General features: G+C 54.4%; 21 protein-coding genes. 7 read left to right on the top strand and 14 right to left on the bottom strand.

What is annotated here, in order from left to right:
• Nucleotides 1-2 precede the first annotated feature (2 nt).
• From WCX19_RS00825 to WCX19_RS00805, 5 genes are all read left to right on the top strand, one after another.
• A complete protein-coding gene (locus tag WCX19_RS00825; protein ID WP_373003528.1) occupies nt 3-1,442 on the top strand; it encodes an MATE family efflux transporter in 1,440 nt (479 codons plus the stop codon).
• A 208-nt stretch (nt 1,443-1,650) separates the two neighbouring features.
• Nucleotides 1,651-2,049 (top strand): ArsR family transcriptional regulator, encoded by a 399-nt coding sequence (locus tag WCX19_RS00820; protein ID WP_373003525.1) that lies wholly within the window; start codon nt 1,651-1,653, stop codon nt 2,047-2,049.
• 1,021 nt (nt 2,050-3,070) lie between these two features.
• Nucleotides 3,071-4,267 carry a COG1361 S-layer family protein gene (locus WCX19_RS00815; RefSeq protein WP_373003522.1) on the top strand — a complete coding sequence of 399 codons (1,197 nt, stop codon included), beginning with the start codon at nt 3,071-3,073 and terminating at the stop codon, nt 4,265-4,267.
• A gap of 11 nt (nt 4,268-4,278) precedes the next feature.
• On the top strand, nt 4,279-4,950 hold the full coding sequence (locus WCX19_RS00810; protein ID WP_373003519.1) for an ABC transporter ATP-binding protein: 672 nt from the start codon (nt 4,279-4,281) through the stop codon (nt 4,948-4,950).
• Entirely contained in the window at nt 4,947-6,155 is a 1,209-nt protein-coding gene (locus WCX19_RS00805; protein WP_373003516.1) for an ABC transporter permease, read from the top strand. Before WCX19_RS00810 ends, WCX19_RS00805 begins: the two co-directional genes overlap by 4 nt.
• Before the next feature lie 97 nt (nt 6,156-6,252).
• On the opposite strand, the gene WCX19_RS00800 is transcribed toward WCX19_RS00805, so the two are convergent.
• From WCX19_RS00800 to WCX19_RS00755, 10 genes are all read right to left on the bottom strand, one after another.
• On the bottom strand, nt 6,253-7,092 hold the full coding sequence (locus WCX19_RS00800) for a methyltransferase domain-containing protein (protein WP_373003514.1): 840 nt from the start codon (nt 7,090-7,092) through the stop codon (nt 6,253-6,255).
• A 124-nt stretch (nt 7,093-7,216) separates the two neighbouring features.
• On the bottom strand, nt 7,217-8,245 hold the full coding sequence (locus WCX19_RS00795) for a lysostaphin resistance A-like protein (protein ID WP_373003511.1): 1,029 nt from the start codon (nt 8,243-8,245) through the stop codon (nt 7,217-7,219).
• Nucleotides 8,246-8,718: 473 nt separating this feature from the next.
• Nucleotides 8,719-9,051 (bottom strand): hypothetical protein, encoded by a 333-nt coding sequence (locus WCX19_RS00790; protein WP_373003508.1) that lies wholly within the window; start codon nt 9,049-9,051, stop codon nt 8,719-8,721.
• Between the two features lie 301 nt (nt 9,052-9,352).
• Entirely contained in the window at nt 9,353-10,888 is a 1,536-nt protein-coding gene (locus WCX19_RS00785; protein ID WP_373003680.1) for a serine hydrolase domain-containing protein, read from the bottom strand.
• A gap of 264 nt (nt 10,889-11,152) precedes the next feature.
• Nucleotides 11,153-11,587 carry a DUF488 family protein gene (locus WCX19_RS00780; protein ID WP_373003505.1) on the bottom strand — a complete coding sequence of 145 codons (435 nt, stop codon included), beginning with the start codon at nt 11,585-11,587 and terminating at the stop codon, nt 11,153-11,155.
• A gap of 5 nt (nt 11,588-11,592) precedes the next feature.
• Complete coding sequence (locus WCX19_RS00775; RefSeq protein WP_373003502.1) at nt 11,593-12,294, bottom strand: DUF488 family protein; 702 nt, start codon at nt 12,292-12,294, stop codon at nt 11,593-11,595.
• 1 nt (nt 12,295) lies between these two features.
• The gene (locus WCX19_RS00770) at nt 12,296-12,796 is read right to left on the bottom strand and encodes a hypothetical protein (RefSeq protein ID WP_373003499.1); all 501 of its coding nucleotides are present in this window, start codon (nt 12,794-12,796) and stop codon (nt 12,296-12,298) included.
• Nucleotides 12,703-12,975 carry a hypothetical protein gene (locus WCX19_RS00765; RefSeq protein WP_373003496.1) on the bottom strand — a complete coding sequence of 91 codons (273 nt, stop codon included), beginning with the start codon at nt 12,973-12,975 and terminating at the stop codon, nt 12,703-12,705. Before WCX19_RS00765 ends, WCX19_RS00770 begins: the two co-directional genes overlap by 94 nt.
• Before the next feature lie 20 nt (nt 12,976-12,995).
• A complete protein-coding gene (locus WCX19_RS00760) occupies nt 12,996-13,598 on the bottom strand; it encodes an RPA family protein (RefSeq protein WP_373003677.1) in 603 nt (200 codons plus the stop codon).
• The gene (locus tag WCX19_RS00755; protein WP_373003494.1) at nt 13,598-14,848 is read right to left on the bottom strand and encodes a nucleotide-binding protein; all 1,251 of its coding nucleotides are present in this window, start codon (nt 14,846-14,848) and stop codon (nt 13,598-13,600) included. Before WCX19_RS00755 ends, WCX19_RS00760 begins: the two co-directional genes overlap by 1 nt.
• 133 nt (nt 14,849-14,981) lie before the next feature.
• Here WCX19_RS00755 and WCX19_RS00750 point away from each other — a divergent pair, with 133 nt between their 5' ends.
• Entirely contained in the window at nt 14,982-15,176 is a 195-nt protein-coding gene (locus WCX19_RS00750; RefSeq protein WP_292370942.1) for a DUF1858 domain-containing protein, read from the top strand.
• 133 nt (nt 15,177-15,309) lie between these two features.
• Nucleotides 15,310-16,020: a C39 family peptidase gene (locus tag WCX19_RS00745; RefSeq protein WP_373003490.1), complete on the top strand. Its 711-nt coding sequence runs from the start codon at nt 15,310-15,312 to the stop codon at nt 16,018-16,020.
• A 63-nt stretch (nt 16,021-16,083) separates the two neighbouring features.
• On the opposite strand, the gene WCX19_RS00740 is transcribed toward WCX19_RS00745, so the two are convergent.
• From WCX19_RS00740 to WCX19_RS00725, 4 genes are all read right to left on the bottom strand, one after another.
• Nucleotides 16,084-16,965: an adenosylcobinamide amidohydrolase gene (locus WCX19_RS00740; protein ID WP_373003487.1), complete on the bottom strand. Its 882-nt coding sequence runs from the start codon at nt 16,963-16,965 to the stop codon at nt 16,084-16,086.
• Complete coding sequence (nrdD, locus tag WCX19_RS00735; protein WP_373003484.1) at nt 16,962-17,324, bottom strand: anaerobic ribonucleoside-triphosphate reductase; 363 nt, start codon at nt 17,322-17,324, stop codon at nt 16,962-16,964. The genes WCX19_RS00740 and nrdD overlap by 4 nt, the downstream gene beginning before the upstream one ends.
• 115 nt (nt 17,325-17,439) lie before the next feature.
• Nucleotides 17,440-18,087: an orotidine-5'-phosphate decarboxylase gene (gene pyrF, locus WCX19_RS00730; protein ID WP_373003480.1), complete on the bottom strand. Its 648-nt coding sequence runs from the start codon at nt 18,085-18,087 to the stop codon at nt 17,440-17,442.
• Nucleotides 18,080-19,018: a deoxyhypusine synthase gene (locus WCX19_RS00725; RefSeq protein WP_373003478.1), complete on the bottom strand. Its 939-nt coding sequence runs from the start codon at nt 19,016-19,018 to the stop codon at nt 18,080-18,082. Before WCX19_RS00725 ends, pyrF begins: the two co-directional genes overlap by 8 nt.
• Between the last annotated feature and the right edge of the window lie 70 nt (nt 19,019-19,088).

Raw genomic sequence — 19,088 nt, 5'->3', positions numbered from 1 at the left:
AAATGCGTATTCCATTTTTTCAGCCAAAGAAAAAAGATCCCGTAACCGGGTGTAGTACGGACTCGACAGAAGGCGTCGAGATCCTGACCGGCAATCCGAAAAAAGCGATCATCAGCCTGTCAACACCGCTAATCATCGCCATGCTCCTGATGTCCAGTTACAACGTGGTAAACGCTATCTGGGTCGCAGGGCTTGGCTCCGATGCTCTTGCAGCTGTCGGGTTCATAAGCCCCATGTTTATGATCCTTCTCGGCCTGGGCACGGGTATAGGGGCAGGTGCAACTTCGGCGATTGCCCGGAAAATCGGTGCCGGCGATCGGAATGGTGCGAGTAACACGGCCCTTCACGGGATTGTTATTGCGGTCATTATTTCCCTCGTCCTCACGATCCCGCTTGTCGTTTTTGCAAAGCCTATCGCGATCCTGTTTGGCGCCGGGACAACAGCGGGTCTTGCTACATCGTACGGGCAGGTCATTTTCGGCGGCACGTTTTTTATTATCTTTGTCAATGCCGCATATGGGATCCTGCGGGCGGAGGGCGATGCCAAGAGAACCATGTACGCCATGGTGGCAGCGTCCATCCTGAATATTATCCTCGACCCGATCCTAATCTATGGCTTGGGCCTCGGAGTCGCCGGGGCGGCCTGGGGGACGGTCATCTCCCTTGCAGCAGTAACCGCGGTGCTCCTGTACTGGTTCTTTGTCAAAAAAGACCTGTTCGTCTGCCTCTCGTGGCGGATCTTTGCACCGTGCCGGAGTGAGGCACAGGATATCCTGACCGTCGGGATTCCGGCCAGTGTCGAGTATCTTGCGATGTCGATCTTAAATATTATTCTTAACCTGATGCTGGTTCTCGTAGCAAACACCGATTCGGTCGCCGTCTTTTCGGTGGGCTTTCGGGTCGTATCGTTTGGGATCGTCCCGGTCGTTGCAACCGGGACCGTGGTCGTATCGGTAGTCGGTGCAGCGTACGGGGCCCGGCATATTGACCGGATCCGGGAAACTCACCGGTTTGCGATCCTGTTCGGGATCCTGATTGCACTCTGCGTGAGCACGATCACCTGGGTGTTTGCCAATCAGATCGCCGCGATATTCTCGTATTCTCAGGAGGGGGCGCATCTCTATCCGACAATTGCCGCATTCATCCAGGTGATGTGCCTGTTTTATCCCTTTGTGCCGTTGGGGCTTATCTCGTCTTCAGTCCTTCAGGGTGTGGGAAAAGGGCCAACCTCGCTGTTCCTGACTATCATGCGAAGCCTGGTTTTTGCCGTTCTCTTTGCATACCTGTTCACGTTTATCTTTGGTATGGGAGAGACCGGAATCTGGTGGGGCATAGTGGCTGGGGAAATAGTCGGGGGGTTGTTTGCCTTTTTCTGGGTGTGGATATACCTGTCAAAACTGGAGGTCCAGAAACCGGGGGGTGACCAGCATGTATCAGAGTAACCACTGGTTTATCATCACCTCTGATGAAATCAGCGAAATACGCAGGCATCTGCAGGTTCTTGAAGAAGGGGGATCCCAAAAATGCCGAGACAGCGCCCGAGTCATTGCCAAAATCCTCAACACGGTTGGACAGCGCCTAGCATGACCGGGTAATGGGAGAGCAATGAGATGGAGGAAAATTACGATAAAGTGCTAGGTGAATGCCAGTATGGAACTTAGAGAAATTACCTATTTCACAGAAGATGATGAAACCGTAATAGATCTTCTCGTAGAACTTGGAGTCAAGAGATCCTTTTCCAAAGTACTTGTGTACCTGCTATCAAAACCGGAATCCACAATACGAGATATTGAGAGAGGGGCAAATCTCCGCCAACCTGAAGTCAGTCTTGCGACTACATACCTGCTCAACAGAAACTGGATATCCTGCCGAGCAGCACAAGGTGGGGTAAAAGGGCGGCCGGTGAAGAGATTCCGGCCCGCAAAGCCATTTGCGGAGATTCTCGCGGACATTAAAGAACAGAAAATGGAGGAGGTCCGTGCCATGATGCTGAACGTGAGGATGCTGCAGGCCCATGCTCGTGATTGTGGCATTCTGAAGCCATATTAGTTCCGTGATGTAAGGGATCCTCTCCGAAATAGATGGAGAAGAATTCTAACCTCTAAAATACCGGAACAGGAGATCCCCTCAGTGCTATAAATCGCCGGGGTGGTTTGTGTGTGATTTATTGAGTGAACGATGCCAAGACCCGAGACGATCCAGAAGACGCCATACCCAGAGAACATTTCCATGCCAGCGAGGTCGGCCGGACTGCAAACAGCCCTGCTCGTTGCGGAGGATCTAATGCCACCGTACCCCAGTGCCCCACCCGCACTGGACCGAGATTCACCGATCCTCATTGCCGTCATTAATCATGCCATGCAGATTATATTCACCGTCGCATCAGGCACTCGCATTCGCATACAGGATCTGCCTTTTACCGTTGGGTATCCGGGGACGAAATTTTCCAGGATCTGATGAGATGCTGCGGGATTACACAGCAGGATAAAAATGGAATTCAGGAACGTCATACCCGGGAACAATCGCCGGTACATGGCGATGGTCCCTATAAGGAGGTAGTGAAGCCTTACCGGAATACCGGTGAGGCAGGAGCGGGCAAATGTACAATGGCAATCTCCTTGTACTTTTGCGCCCTCCCTTCCGTTGAGGACACGCCGGGGGTAATTCCTTGCTGGTATGATCAGCCAGAAGTACCCTCTCCCCCTCTGTCGTTCCGGCCCCGGGGACGAAATTCCTGAATCCCCCCAATCCGTGGCATATACGACCCGGTAAAACGATTTGCATCTCTATCTCATTACATAACCGGCCCCGTCACGGTATTTTTTCGGTTCTGCTAAAGGCATAGTGATTACTAGACTTGTGGCGACCCCGAATGTATTTCGAATGGCGCTCTCCTCTCTAAGACCTTTTTTAAGCTCCGGGTAAAACATTAGTGGAACTATATGCAGAAGGAAACTGCAGATCAGAGGATGCGCGAATGTTCTTATATAACCGCTTTGTAAATGGCCATGGAATCCGGGATATATTGTTTGAAAGGAAGCAGGGTGTTTTGGGAAAAGGGGCACGGTGTATGCCCCGCAGCACCCGAACCGGTTTTGTACTATTCATGTTCCTTCTTGTGGCATTCGGAGCGCTCGTCCTTCCGGTGAGTGGTTACACAACATCGGATTCAATTACCTCTGCAGGCAGGGTGTATGTATCCAGTTATACCATCGACCCCGCAGTCCTCTTTACCGGAGATACTGCAACCGCGACCTTTGCAATCACCAATGGCAATTCAAATACCGGCAATACCACAACTTCAGAGGGTATTATGGTCAACCATGCGACATTTGGTGACAATGACATCGCTCTCACCAGCGGCACGTACGATTCCTCGTCCAATATCGGCCCGCTCCAGACCCGGACGTATGTATTCAATGTTATGACCAATGAGCTGGATGGTACGTATTACCCGACGTTCTCTCTTAATTTCCGGGATGCGGACAGCCTGTATTACCGTACGCCGGTAAAAGTGGACAATACGCCCCTTATGCTAAGTGTCATCAGTAAACCGGACACTTTTACTAAAGGGAAGAAAGATACAATCGTTGTCCAGATAGCCAACCCTCGTCAGAATGTAGTGAAAAATGTTATTCTTGAGGTTACTGGTAACGGGACAACGATAACGCCTTCAACGCAGTACCTTGGCCAGCTCGGCGCCAATTCCGCCATAAATACAACGCTTTCTGTTACCCCGGATATGGAATCCATCCTGACCATGATGGTGAAATATGACAATGGGGATAACCACCACTCAATTGCCCGGTCATTACCGGTAACATTTGGAACCGATAAGAAACAGGCAACTCCCAGGGTCACCAATGTTGTGGTGAAACTCACCGGAGGGGTCTATCACGTAACAGGTGATGTGACAAACGCCGGCCTCACGACCGCAAATGGCGTGACGGTTACGGCATTATCCCCGGCGATTCCCCAGGATCCGTACCGATCCTACGTGATCGGTGCGCTCAAGCCAGATGATTTCGGTAGTTTTGAAGTAACCTTTACGGCAGCAAACAACACGGTTAGCGTACCGATCCAGGTATCTTTCAAGGACTCAGACGGGAATGTCATCTCCACCCTGCAGGATGTCGGCATTTCCGGTGCAATGGCCGACACTGCGAACCAGCCGGGGAACCCGCTGCTCTTCCCGGGGATTATCATCATCGTCATTCTTGCAGCCGGCGGCTGGTACTACTACACCAAACGGATCAAAAAACAGTGAGGCTGGAAGCCATGGTTCCGGCTATCCAGTTTAAGGACGTGGTGAAAGTCTACCCGCTCAAGGCAGGGGATGTGACCGCACTCGATCACATCTCTTTTGAAGTGGAGCACGGGGAGTTCATCGCGATCATGGGGCCGTCAGGTTCGGGCAAATCCACCCTCCTGAACATGATGGGCTGCCTTGACACGCCGACCACCGGGGATATTTTTATCAGCGGGATCGGTGTCCGGTCCATGAGCGATACCGAGCTCACGAACCTGCGAAGGGACCGTATCGGGTTCATCTTCCAGTACTTCAACCTTTTTCCCCTCTTGAACATCATCGAGAACGTCAGTTTTCCCCAGATGCTCAAAAGCCAGAAACGGGTCGATGAGAAAAAAGCAGTCGAAGTGCTCCGGGCCGTCCAGCTCGAAGAACGGCTCTATACCCACACCCCGCTTGAACTCTCGGGCGGCCAGCAGCAGCGGGTCGCAATCGCCCGGGCACTCATAAACGATCCCGACATCCTGCTCTGCGATGAGCCGACCGGCAACCTCGACTCAAAGACCGGGGCAAGTATTCTGGATCTCATGACCGAGCTCAACCGGAAGGGATCGACGATCATTATAGTCACGCACGATCCCCGTGTCGCGGAGTACACCGACCGGACGATACGGATCGTTGACGGGAGAATTGCAGAATGACCGGGATATTCTGGGAGATCTCAAAAAGGAACATCCGGATCCATATGCTCCGGTCGAGCCTTGCGATGCTTGGGATCATCATCGGCGTCGTTGCTATTGCATCCATGGGGATCCTGGGAAACACCATCGTGCAGGAGGTTTCCTCCAGTCTTTCCTCGGTGGGAGACAGCGTGATTGTTACCCCGTACGCCGGTGGTGGCGGCATGGGCCCTGGCGGTGGTGGCGGGGGGAGCTCGGCCAACCTGTACCTGACGGACCAGAACTACCAGCAGATCAAACGTGCGGTCGCCCCAAACGTGGCAATTCCCATCATGTCGACATCGGCGCACATGAAAGTCGGGGTGGGTAGCGACGACATCGTGGCGACTATTTACGGCCTTCCTACGGATGATACCAAGAAACTCCTCCCTGATCTTGAGGCCGGCGATTATACCAACGGGAACTCCGGCTGCCTTGTCGGGACGACGTTTGCAAAGGACCATAATCTCAAGGTCGGATCCCGGATCTCTATCGGCAAGGACGGTGAGTACGGGACGCTCCGGGTCACCGGTATCATCAAGGAACGGGGGATGAGTTTTGATATCAGCACCGACAACGCGGTTGTGGCAACCAAGGACTGGTTCAAGACCTCCTTCGACAGGAGCGACGACGAATTAAATGAGGTTGTCGTCAAGGTGACTGATGGCGATACCGCCGATGTCAAGACTACCATCGAAAAACAGCTCAACCGGAATACCAAGAACAAAACGGTGAGCGTGATCGACAGCAAGGCGACGCTTGCTTCCATATTTGAGACGTTCGGCATGGTTACGACCTTTGTCACGGCCATTGGCGGGATCTCGATGATCGTTGCCGGGGTCTCCATCTTTAACATCATGATGATGTCCGTGAATGAACGGATTAAAGAGATCGGGATCATGAGAAGTATCGGTACCCAGAAAAAGGAGGTGATGAGCATGTTCATCTTCGAAGCAACCATTATCGGTGTTGTCGGGAGCGTGATCGGAGGGATTCTCAGTCTTGTTGCCGGGTACGCAATAAGCTCCCTCATGTTCAAGACTACCGAGTATCTCTTCACCGTGGCGAGCATGCTATCGGTTGCTGAAGGAGTAGGATTTGGTATTGTCATCTGTATTGCCTGCGGGATATACCCCGCGTGGCAGGCGGCAAACCTTAACCCGATCGATGCACTCCGGCACGAATAAGAGAGAGCTCAACATTTTTTATTTGCCGGAATCCGGTTGACTATCTTTTAAGTCAGGGGACCGGTACGTACCGGCTTTGTGCAGACAAAAACCGGTGTTATTCCGGTTTTCTTCCCCGCACGAGCCAGCCGGTGTACCCGGATGTGAACGTGCCCGCTTCGGCCTGGCATGAGAGATCGTTGTTGATCGCGGCAATGTCGCTATCGCCGAAAATACCGGCCTGTTTCATCCGGCCGAGCAGGGCCGGGATATCGAAAACTTTCTCCGCGAGGAAGAGATCGGTGAGCGTGAGTGTCTTTGGCTCCGCACAAATATCGGAGAGCCCGGCGTCCCGGAAGATGCCGGCCAGATCTTTTCCTATCCGGCCCGATGCGAAGCTGTCGCTCCAGAACCGGGTGAGCCGGGCCGATACATCCGTGTTGTTCGTCCCAATGGAGAGCGTGTCCCAGTCGTTGTCGAATGCGACGAGCGTCCCACCGGGTTCAAGCACCCGGACGAGTTCCCGGATCGCCCGCCCGGGGTCAGGGATGTGCTGGAGGACCCGGTCGATCCGGCAGGCTGAAAACATACCGCTCCTGCAGGGGATATTCGTGAGATCGCCCCGGACGAGGCTGCACCGGTCCCGGTAAGCCATCGTCCGTTGCGCTGCGGTGGAAAGAAGGGTGGCACTCGCATCAAGCCCGGTAATCCGGGCAGCGGGCGGCAGGAGTTGGGCGAGGGCACCGAGATCGTTACCCGCCCCGCAGCCGGCATCGAGCACGTGGGCCGGTTCTGTCCCGGCAATGATCCGGAAACTTTCATTTTTTATGTCGCGGAAGAACGGAATATCGGCGAGCAGGTCGAGGCAGTTTGTGCAGGCCGTGGTGTCGCCAGACCGGTCCACGTCGCGGAAGCCGGTCGCGAGATACTGCTGTGGGGATTTGCCGGGAACGGTCATACAGGGCCTCTGGAATTTGCAGGGTTTAGCGGAGGAGGTTGAAAGGATTGAGACTGGTGGAGCCTTGGACACCTCTGAAACGGCGGTGCCGGCAAAAGCCGGCAGGTCCGAACGGTGCTCCCCTTCACCCGCCATGAGTCCCGGGGAGATCATCCGGGGGAACCGACCGCTTCTCCCACATCCGGTCCGTGAAGATCACGATAACCGCCCAGGCAAGCAGGAGGAGATCAAAGATCCGGGGCGCCCAGCCGGTCTGTGCCGGCAGGATCTGGGAGAAGGAGTCCATGGATGCATGGAAGAGCACTGCAATGAGGAGGTTTCCCCCGGACCGGTTGTAGATCCAGGTAACGACGAGGACGCCCGGGATGAAATCGACCAGCCGCAGGATGATCGCGGTCGTATCAAACGCATAGAACCCGGTGAAATAGAGCGGGATGTGCCAGACCTGCCAGAGGAACCCGAGGATGATGCTTGCGACGATCGGGTTGTACAGGATCTGGAGCCGGGGGAGGGCAAAGCCCCGCCAGCCCGGTTCTTCCTGGAGCGGCCCGCCCAGAAGGAAGATCGTGGCAAAGAGGATGAGCGCTGACAAGGGTTCGATGGCGAGGAGTCCCGCAGCGTACGACGAGAGCGGCTGGCCGGAGATCAGGAGATCGAGAACGCTGCTTGCCATGACAAGGACCGGCCAGGCAAACAGCGCGATGGCAAACCAGACCGGGTGGACTCTCCACCGGCCAAACGAGGCCATGAGATTTTGCACCCCGGACCTTCCCGCAAAGAGGCTGGAGATGACAAACGCCGAGAGGAACGAAAGGACCGCACAGAGAAGAAGGAAGGCCGGATCGGCCGGGTTGCCTTTGAGGCCGGGCCAGTACACCGCAAACGGGAGGATGACGCAGAAAAGAATTGCGCAGATTCCCCACCGTTTCAACGGAGATCTCCCGGTCGGCTCCGGGCGCAGGAAACCTGAAAGGGCAATGGCGGCCGCAGCCGGCCCGAACGCTCCGATGACCCCGACAAGCATGACATAGGTTGGGTTCTTTACGGCCGCAGGAGTCGGGATCGCCCAGATAATCCATGAGATGCCAAACGCGAGAATAAAAAATGCCGTGATCGGATGACGACGGATCTGGTCGGACAGGATATTTGTCATGCGTATTCTGAATAATTCTTCTTCGGTATCCGATTTAGGTTTGTCTTTTTGAGATTTTCATGAGCCGTAAAATGGCCGGGTGTTCACCGTGGGGGAGGGGTCAGTGGGGGAATTTTGGTTTTTGTGAAAACCGGGGCAAAGCAATATTTCTGTCGTAATTTTCTCAGTTCACCCTTTTGTTCAGGCTAAAATAAACAAAGTGTACCCATCTGACCCCCCCTCCCTCCTTTCGCATTTTTCGGGAAAAATGTCTGTATTTAACGTGACATATTGAGGATATTTGTGGCTGAATGGTGTGAAGGGGGTCGGGTGGGTACATTATGTGGAACAGGATATTGACCGCTTGAGCAAGGGGATATATGGAACTTTTGAAAATTTTCTCCTACCTGCAATACAGTATCAAAAAAAAGGTGAATCGAATTTGCCTTTTTTAAGTAATTGATGAAAAACCCCGGGTGGTGTTTCATGCCTTGTTACGGGTTGTCGGATAGACCCCGGAGTTTGGCCTCAATATGCGGTGAGATCTGGTAACACCCGGGGGTGGATAACGAACCCGTTTCCCGGTTGATCGCTATTTCTAAATCATCTTCCGAGATCCCATGTTTATCAGGGTCTATTATTTCGTGGAAGAATAGTTTTCCTGCAGCGGGCACGATCCGGCACAGGAATCGTATGTCATTCTCCGCACGAATATAATAGTAGGATGATCCGATGAGCGAGCGGTGGTACTCCTGCAACTGCTCAAGGAGTTCATCGTATTCCGGAACCGACATATCCGGCTTGATGTACCGCGGTAATGGTTCCATACCGCGAATTTTTTTTACTTTCGGCATATTCCCCTCCCCCCATTTCCTGCATCCCCAACCCGTATCTTCCGGATACGGTTGAGGTACGAAGGAAATATACTTCCAACGTTAATATAACTTTTGACAATAATATGACCTGTCGAATGTGAAATTTACCATTTTCTATTTGCAGATGACCATATGCAATTTTGAAAAATTGCGAGAGTTCCCCCATCTGGTGCAGGTCGTTTGATCACTTTTTGAGGGGCCTTGCAAAACCTCATTTTCCCAAAGCTTCACCGGAAAAAACCGGGTGAAAAAATCAGGGGGAGGACCGGATAAAGGTGCCGTTTCGTCCTGGCAGGTCGAACTGGGAGAACCTGACGTTTGTTACCGTCCCGTCTTTTCCGACCGTGAAAATCACACCGGTATTTGACGTTATATCCCGGAATGTGTCCCCGTTATAGGGAACGAGGATTATCGGGGTCGTGCTCTTACCGGCGTACGCCAGGAGTCCTGTGGAATTCGTGTCGATCCTGACCGTCCCGATATAGTCCTGCGTGTACGAACCGCTGTAGGTGGCAGGGGACCGGGCCGGCTTTGCATTGGCCGGTGCAGCCGGGAGTTCCGTAGTGGGGCTCATGGTCGAGGCCCCGGGCTGGAGCGCCGCAAGGATCTGCGGCTCGATCACGGCGTACCAGTCATTCCGGACTGCGCCCGTGGAATACAGGTCGTCCCATCCGTGGAGCAGCGCCTTGTTGAGGCTGTATCCCCCGGGGAACCCGTTTGAGAGAATGATAACTTCCATCTTCTCGTTCGGGTAGAGTATGAGATCGGTCGAGGCGCCGGTCTCAAACTCGCCGTCATGCCAGACTCTCGTCCCGCTGTTCTTTGCCGAGACCTGCCACCCGAGGCCGTACCCGGAAACCCCGGTGTTGTCGGAATGTATGACGTTCTGGACCTTGTGGGTTTCTGCGAGAGCCGTGGGGTCGATCAACTGTTTCCCGTCAAGACTGCCATCGTTGAGCTGGAGCCGGGCGTACCGGGTCATGTCGTTGATGGTCGAACTCACGCTGCCGGCGGGACTGTTGACATCATCGTTCATGAGTTCGCTGGCCGTCGCCGTGCCGTTGAAGACCTTGTAGGTGTCCGCGTGGTTTTTTGCCGCGACAAAGTCAGCGAACCGGGCGCTCGTGTTGTTCATGCCGGCCGGGACAAAGACCCGTTCGGTTACGAGGTCTTCCCAGGGCGTTCCCGCCCGGTGTGCAGCCGCGTCGGCAGCGGCAGTAAAGCCGATGTTTGTGTATGCGTAGGAGGAGCGGTAGTCGCCGGTCAGGTTGACGTACCGGAGCCGGCCGAGGATCTCCGACCGGTTGTACCCGAGGTCCTGGAGGTCGTCGCCGGCGTACTCCGGCAGCCCGGTCCGGTGGGAGAGGAGGTCGCGGAAGGTGACATGCTGGCTCACCCACGGGTCAGAGAGCCGGAAGTCCGGAGTGATGGTTGCAACCTTCGTATCCCACGAGAGTTCGCCGTCGCCGACCATGGATGCGATCGTGGCGGTGGTAAAGGATTTCGAGATGGACGCGAGCTGGAACCGGGTGTCGGGCGTGACCGGTTCTTTGGTCGTGGTGTTTGTTACCCCGAAGCACCGCATGTAGACAACAGAATCATTCTGTACGATGGCGACTGCCATCCCCGGGACGCCGCTCCGGTTGAAGGTCTGTTCCGCGTAGGTATGGAACTGCGGAATGAGGGCGGTTACATTTTGTGGACCGGTTGTTCCGGAAAGCGTTGTCCCGTTTTGTACTGCTGCGGTCTTTTCTGGTGAGGATGTCGTGCAGCCGGAAACGAGGAGTATGCAGAAAAGCCCGGCGATGAGGAGGTGTGTTGCGGGTTTTGTGAGAATGGTATCAGATCTCCCTTGTGTCAGGTATCGTTATTTTCCCGGCGGGATTTTAGTGTTGTGATTTGGAACCGATGATACGTGGATAGGGGAACGGGAGTCAATCCTAAAAAAGAGCGAGGGTTCCCACCACCTGATGGGGGTCGCTCGGCCTTCTTGTCGGGGCCTCTGCCCGGGCAAGGGAGGTGAAAATCTTATTTTTATTCGTGTTTGGGTACATCAGAGATGAATTATTTTGATATCACGAAAATGTCGCTGGATGTATTCCGCCAGTAGTCTCCGATGACACTGATCCGGGTGTTCTTCACTGCAAAGAAGACATGCACCGTCAAGATTCACAGGCTCCAGTGTTTCACTAATTTTTCTTTTTTCCAGCAAAGCAAGATATTTATCTTGGTATTCAGTCCAGGAAATCTCTCCCTTCTGATATTGTTTTAAGATATCCTCTGTGGGCGCATACATGAGAATATGTACATAGGAAATTCCTGCAATTTCATGAAGGAAGTACTGCAAATCCTCCCCTTTACTAAATCCTGCCAGTTGGGATTTATTATTTAACCGGATATCAATTACTTTTTTAACGTTATTCTTTTTTAAAATTTCAAAAAACTGTTTTGCCGTTTTTTTTGTAAATCCGATAGTATACAGGATCACGTATATCACACATTCAGGGTCTGGTTTTCAAGTCGTTTGTGTGGTGTCCGGGCCTCTTTATTCACTGAATACCCAACATCCTGATTTCTGAGTTCATACAGTTTTTCTGTTGGAACATTCCCATACTTTTGCAGTAATTTTTGTTCAAGATCTCCATTTGAAATCGTATCGCCACTTGCAAGGATATGATCGATTTCCACCTTTTTTTGAGCCAGACTGTGGGATACCAGTAAAAAGCGGTGACAATCCAAAGGATCTTTTTCTGTGCACATTATGGCCACAGATTTACCCATCAGTATTAATTTAAATAAATCTTCCAGGCCCTGCTGGAATTTTGTAGTTTTTCTGACTTTATTGTAATCAACCACACCGTTTTTGAAAAATAACGTGCGATCCTCGTAACGCCCCCCCAGTTTATCCCCCATATAGATATACTCAATTTTTTGGGAGGGTGCAAGGTCCGTTGCTTTTGTGAACCCCTCTCCCGCAATGAAGGTTTTCGTGTTTTGGGTAGTAATATCTTCGATTAACTGGTTTTTATTGAATTGCGGCTGGTACTGGCTGAAGGGAGTGCTTCGTACATCGACAAGGGTATCGATGTTATATTTTTTGAGCAGTTGGAAAAAATCCTCTGAAGTATGATTTGAATGCCCGATGGTGTAGCAATGCCATGAAGGTGAAGTGGTCTCTCCAAACCATGATCTCATATCACTGTCCCTCCGGGATTCTGATTATCCCTACAACCAGTTTAAAGTGTGCACCATTTGCTGCATCAAATGAGTGTCCCAGTCCAATTGTTACATACGCAGATTTCATTTTTTCTGTCGCTGGCCTTGCAGTAGGATCCTGAGGGATTTTGATATCCGTAATTTTTAATTTATACCGGATTCCCCCGCACTTAAATCGTAAACTGGGTTTGAACCCTTTCTTTTCATTGAAATAAATTATTTCTGCTTCGTCAGAGTGATAATTAATTTTACGGAAGATCAAAGATTTTTGGATTGGTTGTTTCTTTAAGGTATCCGGCAGTACCCGGTCAAAATGTTCAGCAGGATCATACGGGTGAGTGCCCATCCACTCATAGGGCGTAGTATCCTCAAATTCGTGTAATCTCTCTAACGGAAACTGATTAAGAAGGATCCATTTGTCCCCGGGTTTTCCGGCTGGTAATACTCCGGGCATTTTTCTGTGAAGGGAACGGTATAACATTCCAGCAGGTCCGGGCCCGATTCGCGGTTGCAGAGAAAAAGGAGATCACTTCCCGTAAACGGTTCTGGTTTGTTGTTGATCAAACGGATCCATTCACCGGTATTCAGATCTTTACCCGCAATACAATGTCCATGAAATTTTTTAGAATTCGCTAATATAGCGATATTTCGTGTATACATTGTATTCCTTTAAAAAAAATTTACATCTTAATCTGCGCCAGCGCATCGTACGCCATCTTCCGGAACACCGCCGGATCGAGAGAGGGGTACTGCTCTTTTGCCTTGAGGATGTCCGGGCTCGTGCCGGTGGCAAGTGCATCGACGCGGTCGAGCGTGCGGGCAGCCGTGTCCAGCGTCCAGAGGTCCCGGGTGTCCTTGTCCACGACATTGATCGATTCGACCCGGACGGAAACGAGTGGTGCACTTGCAGGGTCTTTCTGGTAGATAGAGGCTTTCCCGATGACCGCGACAAACGCGGGCGTCTCGATTTTCGCCAGCTGCTGCATCGCCTCAGGCTGGTAACTCCCGGCCATGATAAAGAAGGTCCCGGTCGGGTCGATGACCCGGCCCCGGTAGAAGACGTTCTGCTCTCCCTGCCGGTTCTTCTCGGTCAGCGTGCCGACAATAAAGATCCGGTTGCTGCGCTCGCCTGTCGGGAGAAGCACGAACGTCGGGCTCTTCTCGTCCTCGCCGTCCTTGAACTGGTACCTGCACTCCCGGAGCTCGGCAGCAAAGACTCTCCGCGCCGGTTCGCGCTCGAAACTTCCGTCGCGCCTGCCCATCTCCGGCGGATTTGCGCTCATCATGCACCCCCGGCCCGGTTCAGGAGTTTCGCATGCTCTCCGCTCTCGAACTTCTGCCACTCGCAGGTATTGACCAGCAGCCGGTTCTCGATCTCCCGGCCCTTGCAGTCCACGTACCGGCCGAGCACCTTGTCCCGCATCTGCAAGAAGACCTCGTCCATCCCGAGCGGGTTGTTCTCCGCGATCTCCTTTGCCTGGTCAAGCGTCATTCCCGTCAGGGCCTCGACCACGTCGCGCTTCAACAGCATGTTATGCGTCTTCTCACCGTCATCGAGCCAGCCCTTGAGCCGCAGGTCGTAGACGAAGTTTGGCTGGATCTCGTGGATCGGACAGTAGTTCTGCCGGGAGAGGGCACGGTTGCATCCCTCGACCGGGCAGCGCTTGATGATCCCGGAGCCGGGCGCGATATGCACGATGGCGCCCTTTACCTCTGCGTCGCCGCCGCTTGCGGTCGCGATGTCGCCTTCCTCCTGCATGATCGTCGCGCCTGTGATGTTGAGCGAGAGCCGCTCGTTGAACTCGTCGGCCTGTGCGTAGAAGACGGAGTAGACCGAGCCAACGGCAAGTTTCTCCTTCCCCTGCTCTTTCCAGATGATGAACTTGATCGTCCCGGTCTCGTCACCTAAAAGGCCGGACTGGAGCATGCGGTCGTGCGTGACGTCCCATTCCTGGATCACTTTTGCCCGCACGCTCGCGACGCCGGTCTTAAGATCTTTTACCGGGACCGGTGCCGGGATGAGCGGGTCGGTCTTCTCGATCTCTTTAATGGTGGTGCCCGAGTGCACCTTGAGGTTCGGGACTCCTTTGTACTCGTCCACGACCGCGGATTCGAGCCGGTACCACTTGCCCTCCTCCATCTTCGGCGCGTTACTCTTTGCCCAGACCACAAACCGGATCCCGCCCGATTCGTCCGCGAGAATCCCGCTCTGGGCAATCGCCGGCGATGCGGGTGCGGCAAGAGAGACCACTTTTCCTTCAAGGGTCACCCAGTCACCGGGCTGTGCATCGGCGACCAGTTTCTGTTCATTCGCGCCGCCCGCGCCTCCGGCGCTCCCGCCAAATCCTGTGGCGGGGACAATATTGAATTCCTTCGCGAGTTCGTTTGACACGCTGCGCTCAGCCTCGGCAGGCTGGACGCCGAACTCATCGATGAGCCTGCGCAGCTTGCCCTCGACCTTCTGCCGGTCGATCTCATGCCCTGTTTTTGAAAACTTTCGGGAGATTCTTTCAGTAGCTTCGGAATAATCCATTTCTTACATCTCCAACAATAGGTCCATTGCAACCTGATTTATAGCAGGTACCGTGCGCTGCGAAAGTAAAGAGACTTGCGATTTGTCGCCGCGATGGTGAAGTTTATGACCCTGCACGGGAACTAAGTGTAGTATGGCTGAATTAACCGCAGACTCTACAATTTACGACCTTCTCCAGGCAAAGCCCGAAGCGACCGAGGCACTCTTCAAGTTCGGCATGGGCTGTGTCGGCTGTGCAATCGCCCGTGGCGAGACCATCCGTGAAGCCGCCGAGGCGCACGGCATTCCCCTCCCTGAGCTCTTAAAGGCACTTGGGATCAAGGAATAATTTTTTTCTTCGTTCTCTCATTTTTAAAAATCCAGCCGGGTTTTTTGATTTTTCCGGGGAGCCATTGAGAGGATTCTAACGGATCCGTGGCTTTGATAGCAGGTGGCGTCCTCATAATCATAGGAATCTTCTCATGCAGCGATCCAGATGGATATACTTCGTGATTCTCCTCCTCATTGCAGGAGCCGCAGTCTTTGCCACCGTCCAGTACTTCAGGTGTGCGTACACCCAGGCCTCCGATACCGTAACCTACGCGACGGACACGACGCTTCCCGCACCCCGCTATTACACCGGCATCGACGTCGACACCTTAAAATCCAACGACCACCTCACGGTTCTCCCCCTCAAAAGTTTCCGTCAGCAGGTGACCAATTATACCTGCGGCCCGGTTGCGGCCATGACCGTGCTCTCGTATTACAATAAGCCGGTCCCCAATACCGATGCAGACGAACTGGAGGTCGCACGGCAGATGAACACTTCAGAGAACGGCACTACACCCAAACAGATTGCCACCTGGTTTACGCAGCGGGGATGGAACGCCACATGGGGAACGAATGGATCGTACCAGATGCTCCGCGACAACCTTGATGCCGGCATCCCCACCATGGTCGAATGGATTGACTGGGGGGGCCACTGGGTCGTGGTCGTCGGCTATGATACCCGGGGCACGGACACGATCTGGGACGACGTGATAATCTTTGCCGATTCCTCGGACTGCGCCGATGACCGGGTGGACGGGATAACCTACGCCAACTACGGGAAGTTCGATGCAATGTGGTTCGACGCCCATTACTTCCCGGAAAATATGCGGAACCGTGCCTGGGTGGTTGCGGTCCCGGCGTAAACCCTGAAGAGATCCCGGTAGTATTTCGATGGGCGAGCTGTTGCCACGGACGTCCGAAAAACATTATTTTTTCTGTTGCATCCTGTAGCGCACCAGTTCTGCAAGCGGGGCGTCGGGGTTTTTGATCAGATAGTCTGCGACCGCCGGCTCGTGGAGCAGCGTGCAGCGCGAACAGTTCCAGACCCGGCCAAACGTCAAGCTCTCCGACCACTCGCCGAGCGTCTCGTCTTTGCACGGGTAGAACGGGCAGTAGCAGAAGTCGCAAGCCTGACCAGGAAAATGGCAGGGATAATACGGGCAGTTGTGGGGCGACCACTCCACCCAGTGCTCTCCCTGGAACCGGCTGTAGATAAAAAACGCCGGCTCCTTTATGGTCCCGCTCTCGTACCTGCGCAGGGCTTCGGGCACGCCCTTTAAGACCGCGTCCCGCACCCTCTGGCCCGGCCCGGTGATCCGGCCGGCATACTGGTGTTTTATTTCCCCTTCGCACGCGGCGATCACGGCATCGGTGGGCGTGCCGGAGACGCGACCTTCGGCAAGCATGGCCTCGGTCTTTGCCTCGGTCGCGACCATGATCGTTTCGAGCAGCGCCGAATCTTCCATCCCCTCGCTGCTGTAAACGATGATATTGATCGTCCCTGCACCGCTTTCCCCGGCCGGCTCCTGCCGGATGCCGGCGGTCACAAAGACCGTGATAAAATCGTACTGGAGCACGCAGAGGTTCCGGATCGGGACGGCGGTAAGAAGCCCCAGCACGTCCCTGCCGGCACCAGCCGCAGCAGCGATGAGTTCGATCTCCTTTGCCGGTTCGGCATGGCTCCAGTCTGCCGGGACAGTGTGGTTAAAGAGCGTGGCGACGCTCCGGATACCACCGGAGATACCGGTGCTTGCGGCGCGGAACGCACCGCGGACAAAAAGAGTATCAGAATCGAGATAATATCTCATGCAACGGAGTATCGGACCCGGTCTTTGAGTTCCTGCTGCTTGCCGGCGTTCCACCCGGAGACGTCCTGCAGGTATCCTGTCACCCGGCTGATTTGGACGACATCGTGGGACCCGCATTCGGGACAGATCGGTTTGCCGCAGAGTGGGCAGTACTCGATCCCGGAGACCATCTCGTGTGTGCAGTGGCAGTTATCGAGCGGGCACATGATCTCGAGCTTGGTCTCCCCACAATTCGGGCACGGGGTCTGGTCCACGATGAGGTGGCAGGTATGGCACTTGTATTTGCGCTCTATTTCAGGAATATCGTCGAGTTTCTTGTATTTTTCCATTATTTTCCGCTGATCTGTGCTCCAGTCCATACTACTACATTGCAGAAGTGCTTAATAAATTTTTAGAACGTTCCCTGAAGGTAATATCGCATTCGCGGTACGTACGGGCGCGCACCGAAGGATCGGGCCGTAAAAAAGGATTAGTTTATGCTTTTTTGTCTCTGCGGAGGTGTGCGTAGGACTGCGCTGCGGCCGCAGGGTCCGGGGCTTCGTAGATCGACCGGCCCACGATAATGCCGTCAACGAGCGAGGCTACCGCATCCGCATCCCCGCCCTGCGTCCCGATCCCCGGGGAAAGGATCTTCTTATCGCCGACAAAACCCCGCAGGACCCGCACCCGGTCCGGCCGGGTGGCCGGCGCGATGATCCCGTCAGCGCCCGCGATGATCGCGTTCGAGGCAATCTGCTCCGCAATCCCGCCGGAGAAAAATTCCTTCCCCCCCGGGTGGCTCATCTCCGCGACGACATAGCATTCCCCTTTGTGTGCATGGGCAGAGGCCACGCAGGCCTTCACCGAGTCCATGCCGGTAAAACCGTGGCAGATGATCCCGGAGAAGCCGGCGGAAAAGACCTGGTCGCAGATGAGCGTGTCCGTGTTCGGGATATCGGCGACCTTGAAATCCGCTATGAGCGGCAGGCCTTCCCGGGCGAGTTCCCCGGCGATTCCAAGGCCGGCCGAGAGCACGAGCGGGTATCCGATCTTGATCGCGTCAAGATGCGGGGCACAGGCGTGTGCGACGCGAAGCGCCTGTTTCTTTTCGGTTACGTCCAGCGCGAGGATCAGGTCAGGCATGAGTGAGCCGCTCCATCACGGCCGCGACGAGGACCGGGAGTGTGATGGTCGCATCGGCGTACACGGTCACGGCCTGCGCTTCTTCGGTGATCTTGCCCCATGACCGGGCCTCGTCGAGTGTCGCACCCGAGAGCCCGCCAAGGTCCGGCCGGTCCCCGGTGAGCTGGATCGCGTAATCGAAACCGTTCGGGGTCATGAGCATGCTCTGGAGGATGAAGTTCTTGGGCACGCCCCCGCCCACGAGCAAAGCCCCGGCTTTCTTTGTCGCAAAGCAGGTGTCAAGGAGCGCCGGCATATCGGCAAATGCGTCCACGGTCACCTTGTTTGTCTGCGAAAAGAGCCAGTACTGGAGGCCGACCATCGAGTCCTGCACGGCCGGGCAATAAACCGGGATCCCTTTCTGTGCGGCAGTCGCAAGGATACCCGTTTTCAGGTGCGAGCCGATGTGGCGCAGGAGCCCGGAGATCGAGATCTTGCTCCCGGGTTCGAGTTTGCCGTACACATCCTGCATGAACGTCTCGAAGTGCTCGAAGGCTTCGTTCGGGAGATAGACATCGTAGATCCGGTTGATCTCGTCGTGTCTGAGCTCGATGTCGTTGCAGAACGCGGTGCCGTGGAAGTGGTGGCAGCCGATCGCCTCGATGATATCGTGCGTGAGGTTTGCACCGGTCGAGACGAGGATGTCGATGTGGCCGTCCCTGATGAGGTCAGAAACGATCCCGCCCATGCCGGCCGGCACCATCGCACCGGCAAGCCCGAAGAATTTTGTTGTTTCCTTGTCCCGCAGCATCTGCTCGTAGATCTCTGCCGCATGGTAGAGCGAGCCGCCGTTATACGCCCCGGCTTTTCCCATCGCATTGACCAGTTCGTTAACCGTCATGCCCGGTTTCAGGTGCATCTGGGTGACCGGTTCATCGCATTGGTGTGTCATCGCTTTTCTCCCCGTATGCTGCAAAAGTATTGGTGCTCCGGGCTGATAACTGTGTTTCAGGAACCCCTTC

The sequence above is a fragment of the Methanoregula sp. genome (assembly GCF_041663825.1).
Lineage (GTDB): Archaea > Halobacteriota > Methanomicrobia > Methanomicrobiales > Methanospirillaceae > Methanoregula.
The sequence above is the reverse complement of the archived record's forward strand: the minus strand, read 5'-3'. Positions and strand labels throughout refer to the sequence as shown.

Excerpts from the sequence above, each read along its gene's own strand:
- WCX19_RS00750 (WP_292370942.1), top strand. The coding sequence starts at position 14,982 with ATGGCTGAATTAACCGCAGACTCTACAATTTACGACCTTCTCCAGGCA.
- nrdD (WP_373003484.1), bottom strand. The coding sequence starts at position 17,324 with ATGGACTGGAGCACAGATCAGCGGAAAATAATGGAAAAATACAAGAAA.
- WCX19_RS00800 (WP_373003514.1), bottom strand. The coding sequence starts at position 7,092 with ATGACCGTTCCCGGCAAATCCCCACAGCAGTATCTCGCGACCGGCTTC.
- WCX19_RS00770 (WP_373003499.1), bottom strand. The coding sequence starts at position 12,796 with ATGTTATACCGTTCCCTTCACAGAAAAATGCCCGGAGTATTACCAGCC.
- WCX19_RS00745 (WP_373003490.1), top strand. The coding sequence starts at position 15,310 with ATGCAGCGATCCAGATGGATATACTTCGTGATTCTCCTCCTCATTGCA.
- WCX19_RS00795 (WP_373003511.1), bottom strand. The coding sequence starts at position 8,245 with ATGACAAATATCCTGTCCGACCAGATCCGTCGTCATCCGATCACGGCA.
- WCX19_RS00740 (WP_373003487.1), bottom strand. The coding sequence starts at position 16,965 with ATGAGATATTATCTCGATTCTGATACTCTTTTTGTCCGCGGTGCGTTC.
- WCX19_RS00820 (WP_373003525.1), top strand. The coding sequence starts at position 1,651 with ATGGAACTTAGAGAAATTACCTATTTCACAGAAGATGATGAAACCGTA.
- WCX19_RS00810 (WP_373003519.1), top strand. The coding sequence starts at position 4,279 with ATGGTTCCGGCTATCCAGTTTAAGGACGTGGTGAAAGTCTACCCGCTC.
- pyrF (WP_373003480.1), bottom strand. The coding sequence starts at position 18,087 with ATGCCTGACCTGATCCTCGCGCTGGACGTAACCGAAAAGAAACAGGCG.
- WCX19_RS00825 (WP_373003528.1), top strand. The coding sequence starts at position 3 with ATGCGTATTCCATTTTTTCAGCCAAAGAAAAAAGATCCCGTAACCGGG.
- WCX19_RS00725 (WP_373003478.1), bottom strand. The coding sequence starts at position 19,018 with ATGACACACCAATGCGATGAACCGGTCACCCAGATGCACCTGAAACCG.
- WCX19_RS00805 (WP_373003516.1), top strand. The coding sequence starts at position 4,947 with ATGACCGGGATATTCTGGGAGATCTCAAAAAGGAACATCCGGATCCAT.
- WCX19_RS00755 (WP_373003494.1), bottom strand. The coding sequence starts at position 14,848 with ATGGATTATTCCGAAGCTACTGAAAGAATCTCCCGAAAGTTTTCAAAA.
- WCX19_RS00815 (WP_373003522.1), top strand. The coding sequence starts at position 3,071 with ATGCCCCGCAGCACCCGAACCGGTTTTGTACTATTCATGTTCCTTCTT.
- WCX19_RS00790 (WP_373003508.1), bottom strand. The coding sequence starts at position 9,051 with ATGGAACCATTACCGCGGTACATCAAGCCGGATATGTCGGTTCCGGAA.
- WCX19_RS00760 (WP_373003677.1), bottom strand. The coding sequence starts at position 13,598 with ATGAGCGCAAATCCGCCGGAGATGGGCAGGCGCGACGGAAGTTTCGAG.
- WCX19_RS00765 (WP_373003496.1), bottom strand. The coding sequence starts at position 12,975 with ATGTATACACGAAATATCGCTATATTAGCGAATTCTAAAAAATTTCAT.
- WCX19_RS00775 (WP_373003502.1), bottom strand. The coding sequence starts at position 12,294 with ATGAGATCATGGTTTGGAGAGACCACTTCACCTTCATGGCATTGCTAC.